The organism is Streptomyces siamensis, assembly GCF_039543605.1.
GTDB lineage: Bacteria > Actinomycetota > Actinomycetes > Streptomycetales > Streptomycetaceae > Streptomyces > Streptomyces siamensis.
Window position 1 is genome coordinate 609,873 of sequence record NZ_BAABKB010000016.1, and the last position, 14,129, is coordinate 624,001.

Annotated in this window: 11 protein-coding genes; 5 read left to right on the top strand and 6 right to left on the bottom strand. The window is 72.8% G+C overall.

The annotated features are described in order from the left end of the window. Positions 1 to 177 precede the first annotated feature (177 nt). Both ABEB03_RS23290 and ABEB03_RS23295 read right to left on the bottom strand, forming a co-directional pair. Positions 178 to 3,012 carry a type I polyketide synthase gene (locus ABEB03_RS23290; protein WP_345652581.1) on the bottom strand — a complete coding sequence of 945 codons (2,835 nt, stop codon included), beginning with the start codon at positions 3,010 to 3,012 and terminating at the stop codon, positions 178 to 180. Continuing rightward, positions 3,009 to 4,730: a fatty acyl-AMP ligase gene (locus ABEB03_RS23295; protein ID WP_345652584.1), complete on the bottom strand. Its 1,722-nt coding sequence runs from the start codon at positions 4,728 to 4,730 to the stop codon at positions 3,009 to 3,011. The genes ABEB03_RS23290 and ABEB03_RS23295 overlap by 4 nt, the downstream gene beginning before the upstream one ends. A 260-nt stretch (positions 4,731 to 4,990) precedes the next feature. On the opposite strand from ABEB03_RS23295, the gene ABEB03_RS23300 reads away from it, so the two are divergent. After that, a complete protein-coding gene (locus ABEB03_RS23300; protein WP_345652587.1) occupies positions 4,991 to 6,190 on the top strand; it encodes a PucR family transcriptional regulator in 1,200 nt (399 codons plus the stop codon). A gap of 192 nt (positions 6,191 to 6,382) precedes the next feature. Here the strand turns inward: ABEB03_RS23300 and ABEB03_RS23305 are convergent, their stop codons facing one another. After that, positions 6,383 to 7,975 carry an oxidoreductase gene (locus ABEB03_RS23305; protein WP_345652590.1) on the bottom strand — a complete coding sequence of 531 codons (1,593 nt, stop codon included), beginning with the start codon at positions 7,973 to 7,975 and terminating at the stop codon, positions 6,383 to 6,385. Between the two features lie 162 nt (positions 7,976 to 8,137). Between ABEB03_RS23305 and ABEB03_RS23310 the strand changes: the two genes are divergently transcribed. Both ABEB03_RS23310 and ABEB03_RS23315 read left to right on the top strand, forming a co-directional pair. Next, positions 8,138 to 8,500 carry a DUF1304 domain-containing protein gene (locus ABEB03_RS23310; RefSeq protein ID WP_345652592.1) on the top strand — a complete coding sequence of 121 codons (363 nt, stop codon included), beginning with the start codon at positions 8,138 to 8,140 and terminating at the stop codon, positions 8,498 to 8,500. Then, complete coding sequence (locus tag ABEB03_RS23315; protein WP_345652595.1) at positions 8,497 to 9,051, top strand: TetR/AcrR family transcriptional regulator; 555 nt, start codon at positions 8,497 to 8,499, stop codon at positions 9,049 to 9,051. The genes ABEB03_RS23310 and ABEB03_RS23315 overlap by 4 nt, the downstream gene beginning before the upstream one ends. A gap of 4 nt (positions 9,052 to 9,055) precedes the next feature. On the opposite strand, the gene ABEB03_RS23320 is transcribed toward ABEB03_RS23315, so the two are convergent. After that, positions 9,056 to 9,922 (bottom strand): hypothetical protein, encoded by an 867-nt coding sequence (locus ABEB03_RS23320; protein ID WP_345652598.1) that lies wholly within the window; start codon positions 9,920 to 9,922, stop codon positions 9,056 to 9,058. 149 nt (positions 9,923 to 10,071) lie between these two features. Here ABEB03_RS23320 and ABEB03_RS23325 point away from each other — a divergent pair, with 149 nt between their 5' ends. Continuing rightward, positions 10,072 to 11,022 carry an NADP-dependent oxidoreductase gene (locus tag ABEB03_RS23325; RefSeq protein ID WP_345652601.1) on the top strand — a complete coding sequence of 317 codons (951 nt, stop codon included), beginning with the start codon at positions 10,072 to 10,074 and terminating at the stop codon, positions 11,020 to 11,022. Between the two features lie 357 nt (positions 11,023 to 11,379). Then, positions 11,380 to 11,760 (top strand): anti-sigma factor antagonist, encoded by a 381-nt coding sequence (locus ABEB03_RS23330; protein WP_345652604.1) that lies wholly within the window; start codon positions 11,380 to 11,382, stop codon positions 11,758 to 11,760. Here the strand turns inward: ABEB03_RS23330 and tuf are convergent. Together tuf and ABEB03_RS23340 are read right to left on the bottom strand one after the other, a co-directional pair. After that, positions 11,741 to 12,934 carry an elongation factor Tu gene (gene tuf / locus ABEB03_RS23335; RefSeq protein WP_345652606.1) on the bottom strand — a complete coding sequence of 398 codons (1,194 nt, stop codon included), beginning with the start codon at positions 12,932 to 12,934 and terminating at the stop codon, positions 11,741 to 11,743. The genes ABEB03_RS23330 and tuf overlap by 20 nt on opposite strands. A gap of 113 nt (positions 12,935 to 13,047) precedes the next feature. Beyond that, entirely contained in the window at positions 13,048 to 14,001 is a 954-nt protein-coding gene (locus tag ABEB03_RS23340; protein ID WP_345652609.1) for a ribose-phosphate diphosphokinase, read from the bottom strand. Positions 14,002 to 14,129 lie beyond the last annotated feature (128 nt).

A 14,129-nucleotide genomic window follows, 5' to 3' on the forward strand; every position in this document is an offset into this window, starting at 1 on the left:
TCGACAAATCCCCACGCCGACAACGCAGTAGCAAACGATGCGGGGCGTCCAGGACGTCGGATGCGATCAAGTACCAGGGGTGCCGAATGATCTCGGGCTCCCCCACCACACCCCCACCGCTGCGCACGCAGGGCAGCGTCGTAGGGATCCTTCTCGACCCCACGCCCGCCCACGTCGTCACCGACCCCGCCGTCGGACGACCCGTGCTCGCCGTCCGTCGGACGACCCGCGCTCGCCGTCCGTCGCGGCGAGCGCGGCCTCCCGCCCGGAGGCCGAAGGGGTCCGCTCGCCGAACCAGTGGCGGCGATGGCGCCAGCGGGGCGGCGGCACGTCCGCGATACGGCCTGCGAGGCGTTCACGCAGGTCCGGTACACGGACGCCGTTGACGAGGAGGGTGGCGAGCGCGGTGCCGAAGGCGAGGGCGTCGTCGGTGTTCTCCCGCAGGGTGGGGACGACGAGCGTGCCGGCCGGCTGCTGCGGCCCTGCTGTGTTCGGGGTGATCTCCACGAAGACGCGGTGGCCGTCCTCCGCCGCCGCGCCGAGGGCCTCGGGCAAGCGGGCGGGCCCGGTCAGGTTCGCCTCCCAGTGCGCGCTGTCGTACCGGGCGTCCCGGGGGTCGGCGAGCGAGGCCGAGTAACGGGCGCAGCCCGGGGCGGCCGCCGGCAGATCGCCCAGCTGCCGAGTGAACTCCTGTGCCCTGTGGACGAGTTCCGGCTGATACAGGTCGTCGGCGTTTGCCGTCGGTCGGCCTGCCGACGGGGTCGGTCCGTCGGCCCCCGGACCGGCGCGGAGCCGACAGCGCGCGGCGACGATCCGCGCCCCGGTGACGGGGTCGATGGCCCCCGACACGACCGCCGCGGCGATCTCTCCCGCCGCGTGACCGATCACGGCGGCGGGTTCGAGCCCGAAAGAGCGCCACAGTGCGGCGAGGCCGAGCTGGAGACCGTAGAGGACGGGCATCGCGACGGCGGGTGAGGAGAGGTCGGCGTCCGCTTGCAGGCCCTCGGCAAGGGAGATGCCCGCGTGCCAGCGCAGCAGTGGTTCCAGGCGCTCGACGGCGTCCGCGAACGCCGGTTCCGTTTCCAGGAGTTCATGGCCGGCGCCCGGCCACGGGCAGCCGTCGCCCGGGAAGATCCACACGGCCCCGGCGCCGTCACGGGGGTCCGCCGCGCCGGTCACCACGTGCGGGGACCTCTCGTCCGCGGCCAGACGGCTCAGCGCCTCCACCGTCGCGGCACGGCCTCGGGTCACCACGGCAGCACGGTGGTGTCCGCGCCCTGTGCGGCCGGCCAGGGTGCGGGCCAGGTCGGCGTCGCGCACCCCGGGTCCGGCACGGAGCCAGTCGGCGAGCTCACCGGCGTACGCACGCACGCGTTCCGGGCTGGGCGCGTCGAGCAGCAGCAGCGCGGGCCCGGTCCGGGGGCCCCGCGGCCGGGGGCGCGCGCGGTGCTCGGTGAGGACGACGTGTGCGTTCGTGCCGCTGTATCCGAAGGCCGACACACCTGCGGTGGCCGTACCCGAGTGGCGCGGCCACGGCTCGGTCGAGGTGACCACGCGCAGGCCCGGTGCCAACAGGCCTGCACCGGTGACGGCCTGGGTGACATGCGGGTGCGGCGGTATCTCACCGTGCTGGAGGGCCAGTACGGTCTTGATCAGCCCGGCGATGCCGGCCGCTGCCCGGAGGTGTCCCAGGTTCGCCCTGACCGAGCCGATGAGCAGCGGCCGGTCCGGCGTGCGCGCGGAGACCAGCGCCGCGGCGAGGGCACACGCCTCGGCGGGATCGCCCTGCGGGGTGCCGAGGCCGTGCGTCTCCACGTAGTCCACGTCAGCGGGGTCGGGGTGCGCCTCGGCGAGGAGGGCGCGCCGGGCGTCCGCGTTGGGTGCCGCCGGGCCGCCGGAGCGCCCGTCGGAGTTGACGGCGGTCGACCGGACGAGCGCCAGCACCCGGTCCCCGTCGCGTTCGGCGTCCGCGAGGCGCTTCAGCACGACGACACCGCAGCCCTCACCGCGTACGGTCCCGTCGGCCCCGGCGTCGAACGCCCCGCGGCGGCCGTCCGTCGCGGGCGCGCCCGCCCGGTGCGGGGCGCGGGGCGTGAGCAGCAGGCTCACACCGGCGGCGAGCGCGGTGTCGCTCTCCCCCGTCGCCAGACTCCGTACGGCGTGGTGCACGGCGACGAGCGCGGAGGAGCACGCCGTGTCGACGGCCAGGCTCGGGCCGCGCAGGTCCAGGGCGTGGGAGAGACGGGCCGCCGCGACGCCCGGCGCGCTGCCCGCCGTCGTCCAGGCGTCCGGCGCGCCGGCCGTGACCTGGGCGTACTCGCTGCCGCTGATGCCGACAAAGACCCCGGTGCGGGTGCCCGCGAGGCGTGTCACCGGCAGCGCCGCGTGGTCGAGGGCCTCGCGGGCCACTTCGAGGAGCACGCGGTGCTGCGGATCCATCGCGGCGGCCTCGTCCGCGCCGATGTGGAAGAAGTCCGCGTCGAAACCCGCCATGTCGTCGAGGAAACCGCCGTGGGGCGTGCCCTCGTTCGGCGGGCCCTCGTTCGGCGTGCCGCCGGAGCGTGGTGCGACGGCCGGGTGCGGGCGGGCCTCCCGGCGGTCGTCCGGGAGTGCGCCGACCGCGTCGCGGCCTTCGCGGAGCAGACGCCAGTACGCGTCGGGAGTGTCGGCACCGCCGGGGAAACGGCAGCCCACACCGACGACGGCCACGGCGGCCCGGTCCGCGTCCCGTTCCGCCCGCGGGCCGTGCCACGGCGCCCCGGGTCCGTCCGGCCGTTCCCGTGTCAGTCGCTCCACGAGCGCGTCGATCGTCTGCACGTCCCCCAGCAGGGTCTCCGGCAGCCGTCGTCCGACGACCTCGCCGAGCAGAGCCGTCAGGGTCACCGCGTCGCACGAGGTGAGACCCAGTTCGGCCAGCGGGCGGTCGTCGGCGATCTCGCCGGGTTCGAGGGCGTACCAGGAGCGCAGCCGCCCGGCGACCACGGCCCGGATCTCGGTCCGCGAGGGGCTCATCGGTGGTCGAACCCCCCTTCCAGGAACCGGGCCCGGCCGGCCGCGCGCGCCACCTTGCCGCTGCTGGTGCGCGGCACCGAGCCCGGAGGGACCAGGAGCAGCGATCCCAGACGCAGCCCGTGGCGCGCCGACACGGCGGCACGCACGGTGTGTTCGGCGTCGCGCAGCTCCTCCGGCGTGGGTTCGGTGTCCCGGCCGTACTCCGCGACGACGACGAGTTCCTCCCCGGTGCCGTCCGCGCGGGGTGCCCCGAACGCGGCCAGCCGGTCCCGGCGTACGAGGTCCAGGGTGGTGCGCACGGTCTCCTCGATGTCCTGGGGGTAGTGGTTGCGTCCGTCGACGACGATCAGGTCCTTGAGGCGTCCGGTGACCAGGAGCCGCCCGTCGTGCAGGGCGCCCAGATCGCCGGTGCGCAGACGGCCCCGCGGGTCGAAGGGGGTGGGATCGGCCCGTTTCCAGTAGCCGCGGGCGATGTTGGGGCCCGTCAGGCGGATCTCACCGACCTGGTCCTCCGGCAGCTCTTCGCCCTCGGGCCCGACGATCAGCAGTTGCTGTCCGGCCGGCGGGCCGCACGCGACGAGTTCGGCCACGCCGCGCTCCGGCGTCGTCCGTTCCGACGCCGCTTCGATGCGCCCGGCCGCGAGCGCTTCGGCGTCGCACCGCACCGTCGTGGGGGCCGCCGCACGGGCCTGGGCCGTCACCAGCACGGTGGCCTCCGCGAGTCCGTACGCGGGCCGGTGGGTCGCCGGGTCCAGCCCCGCGGGCGCGAACGCCGCGTGAAAGCGGTCGATGGTCCCCGGCCGTACCGGCTCCCCGCCGTTGATCAGGACGTGCACCCGGTCCAGCCGCAGGGTTTCGGCGGCGCCGGGACCGGAGCGGGCCACGCAGTAGTCGTACGCGAAGTTCGGCGCCGCGCTCACGGTGCCGTCGTACGAGCCGAGCAGGCGGAGCCAGCGTGCCGGGTCCTCCAGGAACGCGACGGGATCCATCAGGACGGACTGGAATCCGCCCATGACGGGAGCGACGACGCTGAGGACGAGACCCATGTCGTGGAAGAGGGGCAGCCAGCCGACGGCCGTGGTGGCCCCGGGGTCGTCGACGAACGTGTGAAGGGCCTGGCGGGCGTTGGCCGCCAGGTTGGCGTGGCTGATCATCACGCCGGCCGGGTCGCGGGTGGAACCGGAGGTGTACTGGAGGTAGGCGGTCTCGTCGGGATCCGGCACGGACTCGTACTCGTCGAACCCGAAACGCTGGATGGGCAGGTGGTCCACGGGCACGACCGGCACCGCGGGCAGGTCGTGGTCCAGCGCGAACGCCTCGACGGAGATGAGGTCGGCGGAGTCGCAGAGCAGGACGGCGGGTTCGCAGTCGGCGAGCACGCCGGCCAGTCGGGCGTCGTGGCCCGCGAGTTGTGGCCTGGACAACGGGACCGCGATCACCCGGGCGTAGAGACAGCCGAGGAAGGCCGCCGCGTAGTCGAGGCCCTGCGGCATGAGCAGGGCGGCCCGGTCGCCGGGCGCCGCGAGGGTCACCAGACGGGCGGCGACGGCGCGGGCGCGGGCGTCCATGGCACGCCAGCCCAGGGTCCGGTGCCGTCCCTCGGAGGCGGAGCCGGCGAACTCGACGTGCCGGAAGGCGCACTGCTGGGGGCGCCGGCGGGCCCAGTACCGCAGATGGTCCGTGAGCAAGGCGTCGGCCCCGGGCCGGGCTGCGGTCATGATGGCTCCAACTCGTGGGGAGGGCAGTGCTGTTGCGCCCTGGAGGCGAGCGGTGGGTGGTCTCCCCCAGCCTCCGCCGACGGACGCCGGTCGAGTTAGACGGTCCGCTGACAGTTCGTCATGCCGCTTCTGTCAGCTCGCTGACAAAGGCGATGTGACGAACCGCACCCTTATGTCCGTCCGCGGTGGATGAGCCGGGACGGGTCGCCTGTCGTATCGTCTCGGAGCCCCTGATCCCGTGCGCAGGAGGAGCCCGAGCCGTGGACGACGAGCCCAACGGTCCGTTCAAGGTGTTCCCTTCGGACCTGCACGACCACCTCAGGCCCTTCTTCGCCGACATCGCCGAAGAGGTCGTACGGGCCATCAGGACCGAGATCCCCGAGTACGCCCGGCCGACCGACGACACGTACATGCATGTCGTGCACCAGGGTGTGCAGCACGCGTTGCAGGGGTTCCTGGAGCGGATGGCGAAGCCGGACACCGACTGGGAGCCGGTGAAGGCGACGTACCTGAGGATCGGGCGGGGCGAGGCGGAGGAGGGGCGAAGTCTCGACTCGTTCCAGTCCGCGCTGCGCCTCGGCGCGCGGGTGACCTGGCGGCGGGTGAACGCGCTGGTCGACGCGGAGTTGCTGCCCCGCGAGGTGCTGGCCGCCCTCGGCGAGGCGCTGTTCCTGCACCTGGACGAGATGGCGGCGGCGACGACGGCGGGCTACACGGAGGCGCGGCTGCACGCGGCCGGGGAGTTGCAGCAGCGGCGCAGTCGGCTGGTCGACCTGCTCACAGCGGATCCGCCGGCGTCGGCCGAGGCGATCAGCGATCTCGCGCACTCGGCGCGCTGGCCGGTGCCCCGGGCCCTCGCGGTCGTCGCGGTCGACCAGGGGGCGCGGCCGGGGGCGGTACGGCCGATCGTGCCCGCGGAGTTCCTGGCACGGTTCGACGTCCAGCCCGCCGTGCTGGTCGTGCCCGACCCGGACGGGCCGGGCAGGGCACGGGCGGTCGCCGGAGCGCTGCACGGACTGCGTGCGGCGATGGGTCCGACCGTGGCGCTCCAGGAGGGCGCGCGGTCCTGGCGCTGGGCGACCGAGGCGCTGGATCTGGCGCGGCGCGGCATCCTGCCGGGTGCGGAGCCGGTGCGCTGCCAGGACCATCTGGCGACGCTCCTGCTCTTCCGCGACGAGGCTCTGGTCGACGCGATGGCCGAGCGACGGCTCGGGCCACTGGTGGAGATGCGTTCGCCGCAGCGGGAGCGGCTGGCGGAGACGCTGCTCAGCTGGCTCCAGTGCGGGCACAACGCGAGCGAGGTGGCGGCGCGGCTCGCCGTGCATCCGCAGACGGTGCGTTATCGGATGCGCCAGCTGGACGAGTTGTTCGGGGACCAACTGCACGATCCGGCAGCCCAGTTCGAGATGCAGCTCGCCCTTCGGGCACTGACCTTGCGCACGGCGGCCGAGTCGCGCTGAGCCGGGCGGTCATCGCGGCCGAGTCGCGCTGAGCCAGGCGGTCATGGCCGCCGAGTCGCGCTGAGCCGGGCGGTCATGGCCGCCGAGTCGCGCTGAGCCGGGCGGTCATGGCCGCCGAGTCGCGCTGAGACCGGCGGACGGGAAGGCCTGGTCCGGCTGAGCCCGGTGGGCACGGCAGGTGCGCGCGAGCCGTCACGCCCTGCGCAAGGTCCGGTTGGCGGCCGCAGCGGCCGTCGTCGCGAGCAGCCAGCCCAGGCACACGAGGACCACGGCCGCCCACTGGAGTGCGCCGCGCGGACTGAACGCCTGCTCCTGGCCGAAGTCGACGAGCGGCAGCACGAGGTCGAAGGTGTAGATCGCGGCCTGGAAGTGGGGTGGCTTGCCCGGGTCGACCGCCTGTGGGGGCCAGCGGGTGAACAGCAGGCTGCCGCTGAGCATGATCGCGCACAGCCACCACACCGCCCGCATCGGCCGGTAGCCGTAGCCGAGGGTGATGTCCTGGAGGCCGCCCCACACCCGGCCCGGCCACGGCAGCGTGGTGTGCTGGCGCCGCTGTTTGGCGAGGAGCACCGTGCGGGCGTCGCCGTCGTGACCGTGCAGACGGTAGGAGGCGGCCAGTTGCTCGTAGGGCTGGGGGGTGAATCCCTCGGGATCGCGCATGAGCAGCGGAAGCCGCTGTGCGGCGGGGAGTTGGGGCAGCAGGCTGTCGTAGACCACCCCCTCCATGCGCAGGGCCACGGGCCAGCGCGGCGGGGTGCCCTTCAGCACGGTGACCCGGGTGTGGCTGAGGTCGACGGTGCCCTTCACCGGCTCACGGAAGCGCAGGTCGAGCTCGGAGGCGGTGGAGCGGCGGCTGATCAGGGCGGCCTGACCGGCGGGCGCCTCGATGAGGGCGTCCTTGAAGGACAGACGGCTGCGTACGGTGATGCTGCTCATGGAGACCCTGCCGCGCGCCGTGAACCCGTCGCACAGGTTGAACTCGGCGCCGACGTCTATGCCGTGAGCCCGCAGCGCGGGTCCGTGCCGTGAGTCGAGCAGGGCCTCCTGGAAGAGCGCGCCGCCGCCGACGCGGGCGTCGCACAGATCGACGGTGCCTTCGGCGACGAGGCCGCCCCGGCAGTTGAAGTCCCCTCCTATGTGGAGCCGGTTGGCCCTCAGGGCCGCGCCGTCCGGGTTGCGCAGTTCGGCGCGCTTGAGTACGACGCTGCCGCGGACGGAAGTGTCCCTGAGGTCGGTGCAGCCGTCGACGCGCAGTCCCGTGCCCGCCTGGACGTCGCCTCCGACGGTGGCGCACAGCAGTTGCAGGGCGCCCTCGCCCCGCCGCTCCCCGTGCCCCGTCAGCCGGCTGCCCTCCAGCCGCAGGGTGCCGCCGATCGAGGCGCCGTAGAGGTCGATGGGCCCGCGCACCTCGCACCCGGCGATCTCGCACTTCCAACCGATCGTGACACCCACGGCCGACAGTCCGGGCAGCTCGCAGTCGCGCATCTCCAGCGCCCCGAGGGTGGCGCCGTCGAGGCAGGGAGCCTGTTCGAACCGGCAGCCGTGCAGCCGCAGGGTCCCCGCGAGGACGGCCTCGGCCAGATCGAGCCGGCCGGTGATCGACACGTTCCTGAGCCTGAGCCGCGGCACATGTCCCGCCTCGGCCTGCGGTGGCGCCAGCAGGAGTCTCCGCACGACGCGGGCCCGCACCTCGCCCCGGTGCGTGAACCACTCCCCTCGCCGGAAGGCGGCCCACATCCTCCGCTCACTCCCGCTCCAGCCGGCCGGCGCGAGGCTGCCCGACACGTCAACTCCCCCTCAGGTAACGGAAATCCCGTGCATCGCTACCCCGACGGCGGAGGCCACAACCGGAGGTGCCGTGTGACCTCCCCGGCATATTTCCTGGACTGTTGTCCAGCTATAGTGGACAGCTGTCCAAGAAATACGAGACGACGGAGCCCGCTGACGATGGAGACGGTCGCGAACGTGCTGGTGGGGCTGGTGGCCGCGCTGCACGCGTACATCCTGGTCCTGGAGATGTTCCTGTGGGAGCGCGCGCCGGGACGGGGCCTGCACGGGTTCGACCCCGAGATGGCCCGGGCCACCGCACCGCTGGCCGCCAACCAGGGGCTCTACAACGGATTCCTGGCGGCGGGGCTGGTGTGGGGGCTCGTCGCGGACGATCCGACCGGCTTCCGCGTCCAGGTCTTCTTCCTTGTGTGCGTCGTGGTCGCGGGCGTGTACGGAGCGGTCACCGCCAACCGCCGGATCCTCTTCGCACAGGCCCTGCCCGGCGCGCTCGCCCTGGCCGCCGTCCTGATCGCCCGGTGACGTCCGGGGACCCGCGGGCCGCCCGGACCCGCGCCAGACTGCGCCGGGCGCTGCTGGAGGAGTGCGCCGAGCGGCCGCTGACGGAGGTCGGCGTCGCGGCGCTGGTGCGCCGGGCCGGGGTCGGCCGGGCGACGTTCTACGTGCACTACGCGGACCTGGAGGCGCTCGCCGTCGACGCCTGCGCCGATGTCGTACGGGACGCCGTGGAGGCCTTGCACGCCTGGCGCGGGCGGCCCGATCCGGTGTCGGCGCCGCCTGCCCTGCTCGCCTTCTTCGCCGGGCTCGCCCCGCACACCGCCCTCTACCGTGCGCTGCTGAGTCCGGGCGGCGGCGGCCCGCTCGGCAGCGTGCTGCACCGCGACCTGCGGGCCCGCAGCCTTGCCGAACGCACCCTGGTGGGCGCCCCGGACGCCTCGCTCGTCGCGTCCGCCGTCGCGGCCACCTTCGCGGGGGTCCTCGCGGACTGGCTGCACGGGCTGCTGGAGGGCACCGCCGACGAGATCGCCCACCAGGTCTGGCAGTTGCTGGTCGCCCTGCACCGCAGTCGCTGACGGCTCACTTGCAGCCGACGCCCTCCTTCACCGCCGGCCACACCTCGACCCCGTCGGGCGTGCGGACGTACGCCTTCGACCGGCCGGCGGTCAGCCACAACTGCCAGTCGTGGAACCGGTAGCCGGTGTCGCGTGCCGCGGCCGGCATGGTGCCGTCCGGGTCGTACGCGGAGGTGAGCATGCCGTCGAGGACGCCTTCGGGATCGCGCGCGTAGAGCCTGCCGTCCTCGCCGCGGCCGATCGCCAGGAAGCGTGCGCTCTCCCAGTCGCAGTGCGCGGCACCGACGGAGCTGTGCACCTTCGTGACCGGGACGCGCCGGCCGTCGCGGTCGGTCCAGATCTCGAACCAGGTCGAGTCGGTGAAGCTCGCGGGGAGTTCGGCCGGATCGCAGGACGCGCTGGTCTCCGGGCCCCAGCCGGGGCGGTGCGGACGGTCCAGCGCGACGACAACGGCGACCTTGGTGCGTCCCTCGACGTCGTACGAGAACAACACCCGCCCCTTCTCCTTGCGCTCCATCCGGTAGCCGGACTCGGGCAGTTCGGGCTGCTCCATGTCGAAGAACGCCCGCAGACCCTCCTCGGGCGTCGAGCCGCCGTCGCCCTTGCTCCACGGGTCGCTGCCGCCACCCGAGTAGATCTCCGCGTCGCACTCCAGGGCCCGCCCGGCCGCACCTGACCGCGCCTGCACCGCACGGGGGCTGTCCTCGCCGTCGTCCTCGCCGGCCGCCTCCTTCACGGGCACGGTCAGCGGACCGGTGTACGGCGTGGCGGGCGGTGTCCCGGTGACCACGAGGCCGCCTCCGTTCCCGTCCCCGCAGCCCACCGCGGCCGCACCGAGCAGAACCATCGTCGCCGCGAGTCCCTTGCGCATGCCCACCCCTTGCCCTCCGGCTGCCGTCTCCCTCCTTCGACGCCGCGAAGGCGCGGTTCGTTCGAGGGGGTGCAGGTACGGGGTCGCCGGGAAGGTGCGCCGGTACGCCTGGGGCGGCTCGCTCGCCGATCCCGGCACGCTGGGACACCATGAGCACTGTGAACACGATGCGAGCCATCAGCCAGGACGTTCTCGGCGGCCCCGAGGTCCTGAAGGAAGTACGGGTGGAGCGCCCCGAGCCCCGCGCCAACGAGGTACTGGTGCGGGTGCACGCCGCCGGCGTCAATCCGACCGACTGGAAGCACCGCGCCACGGGCGGCTTCCTCGGCGAGCCGCCGTTCGTCCTCGGCTGGGACGTCTCCGGCGTCGTCGAGGCGACCGGCATCGGCGTCGCCCTCTTCGAGCCCGGCGACGAGGTCTTCGGCATGCTGTCCTACCCGTGGGGCCACGGCTCGCACGCCGAGTACGTGACCGCGCCGGCCCACACCTTCGCGCACAAGCCGGCCGGCATCGACCACGTCCAGGCGGGCGCGCTCCCGCTGGTGTCCCTGACCGCGTGGCAGGCACTGGTGGAGACGGCGGACGTGCGGCCCGGGCAGCGGGTGCTGATCCACGCCGCGGCCGGCGGCGTGGGGCACGTGGCCGTGCAGGTCGCCAAGGCGCGCGGCGCGTACGTGATCGGCACCGCGAGCGCGGGAAAGCACGACTTCGTGCGGGGCCTGGGCGCGGACGAGCTGATCGACTACCGGGACACCGACTTCGCCGAGGCGGTCCGGGACGTCGACGTCGTGCTGGACACCGTCGGCGGCGACTATGTGCAGCGTTCGCTGCGCACGCTGCGGGAGGGCGGAATCCTGGTGACGATCCTGCCGCAGGGCTCGAAGGAGCTCCCGGCCCAGGCCGAGAAGGCCGGGGTGCGCGCGACCGAGATGCTCGTCGACGCCGACCACGCCGGGATGAAGGCGATCGCGGAACTGGTGGAGGCGGGCAAGCTGCGTGCCTCGGTCGCCGAGACCTTCCCGCTGGCCGAGGCCGCCGGGGCACACGCTCTCGGCGACACCGGACGGACGGCGGGGAAGCTGGTGCTCGTCGTCGCCTGACCCGGGCCTGGCGAGCCGGCCACGGAAGCACGCCGCGCCCGTGACCAGCCCCTTCGGCGCCAACATCCATATTTTCAGGGCGACTTGGGAACCGTGACCCGAGGGACGGACGGAGCCGCGCCGGCCTTCCGCGCCACGCATCCGTGGCGCGACTCGCCGATTAAATCGAAGACATATGTCAATCGAACATGCTGGAATTCACTCCATCGGGGGTAACTTGCAGAGCAAGGAAGAGCTCTGCAACCACCGGCGGCCCGGCAGCGTGTCCTCACGCGCCGGACGTCGTCGTCCGGCTCCCGGTCTCGCGGGCCCCTGCCGTCGGCAGCGGGCCGGCTGCCGGTTGGAGGTGATGTCTTCGTGCCGCACGACCCCGCACCCCCGACCCGGCATCTGCGTATCCACCAGGACCGCGGGCATGTCGTCCTGGAGTTCCACGGGGAGATCGACATCCTCGCGGCGTTGGAGATCACCCCGGCCCTGGACGCCGTCACCGACGGCCCGGCACCGCAGGTCGTCATCGACCTGCGGCCCGCCGACTTCTTCGACTGCTCGGGCCTGCGCCTGCTGTACCGCGCCAGGCGGCGCGTGCTCGCCCGCGACGGGCGACTGCACCTCGTCTGCACCCAGCCGCTGACACTGCGCGTCCTGCGGGCGACCGGTCTGGCACGCCTGCTGCCGCCCTCCGCGACCCTCGACGAGGCGTTCAGCCGCCCGGAGGCTACTTCCGGATCCTTGTGACCTGCCCTGCGCCGACCGTACGGCCGCCCTCACGGATGGCGAACTTCAGCCCCTCCTCCATGGCGATCGGCTGGATCAACTGCACCTGCATGGTCGTGTTGTCGCCGGGCATGACCATCTCGGTGCCCCTGGGCAGCGTCACCACCCCGGTGACGTCCGTGGTGCGGAAGTAGAACTGCGGGCGGTAGTTGTCGAAGAAGGGCGTGTGCCGGCCTCCCTCGTCCTTCGACAGGATGTAGGCCCGCGCCTCGAACTCCGTGTGCGGCGTGACCGATCCGGGCTTGATGACGACCTGCCCGCGCTCCACGTCCTCCCGCTTCACACCGCGCAGCAGCAGTCCCACGTTCTCCCCCGCACGCCCCTCGTCGAGGAGCTTGCGGAACATCTCGACGCCGGTCACCGTGGTCTTCGTCTTCTGCTCGTGGATGCCGATGATCTCGACCTCGCTGTGCACCTTCAGCACGCCGCGCTCGATGCGGCCGGTGACGACCGTGCCTCGGCCCGTGATGGTGAAGACGTCCTCGATCGGCATCAGGAACGGCCGGTCCACATCGCGCACCGGCTCGGGCACGAACTCATCTATGGCGGCGAGGAGTTCGAGGATTGAAGCGCTCCACTTCGGGTCGCCCTCGAGGGCCTTGAGCGCGGAGACCTGGACCACGGGCACGTCGTCGCCCGGGAATTCGTACTCGGTGAGGAGCTCGCGCACCTCCAGCTCCACGAGTTCCAGGATCTCCTCGTCGTCCACCATGTCCGTCTTGTTGAGCGCGACGACGATGTACGGGACGCCGACCTGCCGGGCCAGCAGCACGTGCTCCTTGGTCTGCGGCATCGGCCCGTCGGTCGCCGCGACGACCAGGACCGCGCCGTCCATCTGCGCGGCGCCCGTGATCATGTTCTTGATGTAGTCCGCGTGGCCCGGACAGTCGACGTGCGCGTAGTGCCGGTGTTCCGTCTGGTACTCGACATGGGCGATGGAGATCGTGATGCCGCGCTGGCGTTCCTCGGGGGCCTTGTCGATCTGGTCGAACGGCGTGAACGGATTCAGGCCGGGGAACCGGTCGTGCAGCACCTTGGTCATGGCCGCGGTGAGCGTCGTCTTGCCGTGGTCGATGTGACCGATGGTGCCGATGTTGACGTGCGGCTTGGTCCGCTCGAATTTCGCCTTCGCCACTGCGAGCCCTCCTGATCACCTGGGTGACGCCGAGCGTTGCTCGCGGCTTCCCGGCGCGCACCAGGCCGCTTCCCCGGCCCTGCGGACGGGCGGGAAGTTCCGCTCCTTCCTGTCTATTCGCTCTGGGGCGCGTCGAACAGGGCGCTGACGGACTCACCGTTGTGAATGCGCCGCACCGCCTCGGCGAGCGCCGGCGCGATCGACAGGACGCGGAGCTTCTCGGTGTGCTCCTCGGCCGGGACCGGAACGGTGTTCGTGCACACGATCTCCAGGACGTCGCTCTGCTCGCTGAGCCGCTTGAGCGCGCCGGCCGCGAACAGCCCGTGGGTGCAGGCGACGCGGATCGACCGGGGGCCCAGTTCCCGCAGCCTGTCCAGGAGTTCGAGGACGGTGCTGCCCTTGGCGATCTCGTCGTCCAGCACGATCACATCGCGTCCGGCGATCTCTCCGATGACGGAACTGATGCGCACGCGGTCGTCGGCGAACCGCTGCTTGGCACCGGCGGCCACCTGCGCCCCGAGCAGCCGCGCGAACGCCGCGGCCTCCTTGGCGTTGCCCAGGTCCGGCGACACCACGGTCGTACGCGACAGGTCGTGGCCGCGGAAGTGCGCCGCCAGCTCGCGCAGGGCGTGCAGATGGTCCACCGGAACCGAGAAGAAGCCGTGCACCTGCGGGGAGTGCAGCGTCATCGCGAGGACCCGGCTCGCCCCGGCCGCCACCAGCAGGTCCGCCACGAGCCGGCCGCCCATGGAGATCCGGGGCATGTCCTTCTTGTCCGAGCGGGCGTACGAGTAGTGCGGCATGACCACGGTGATCCGGCCCGCCGACGCGCCCCGCGCCGCGTCGCACATCATCAGCAGCTCGACGAGGTGCTCCTGCACCGGTGAGACAAGTGGCTGCACGAGGAAGACGTCACGCTCACGACAGTTCGCCTGGAGCTGGACCTCCAGGCAGTCGTTGGCGAACCGGCTGACGCGGGTCGGGCTGAGGGGGACACCGAGATGGGCGCAGACCTCCGCGGCCAGCTCGGGATGGGCACTACCGCTGAACACGGCGATGTCACGCACGACCGCTCCTCGCATGATCGAACCGGGCCGTGGCGCCGTGCGGCAAGATCGGCCCGGGGTGCGTGTTTCATGCTACTGGGGACCTCCCGGTCACTCGACCGGGGCCAAATTCGGTTGCGGACGACCGC

Bases quoted from the DNA above. Each gene is read 5' to 3' on its own strand.
- ABEB03_RS23290 (WP_345652581.1), bottom strand. From the start codon at position 3,012: ATGAGCCCCTCGCGGACCGAGATCCGGGCCGTGGTCGCCGGGCGGCTG.
- ABEB03_RS23295 (WP_345652584.1), bottom strand. From the start codon at position 4,730: ATGACCGCAGCCCGGCCCGGGGCCGACGCCTTGCTCACGGACCATCTG.
- ABEB03_RS23310 (WP_345652592.1), top strand. From the start codon at position 8,138: ATGGAGACGGTCGCGAACGTGCTGGTGGGGCTGGTGGCCGCGCTGCAC.
- ABEB03_RS23320 (WP_345652598.1), bottom strand. From the start codon at position 9,922: ATGCGCAAGGGACTCGCGGCGACGATGGTTCTGCTCGGTGCGGCCGCG.
- ABEB03_RS23325 (WP_345652601.1), top strand. From the start codon at position 10,072: ATGAGCACTGTGAACACGATGCGAGCCATCAGCCAGGACGTTCTCGGC.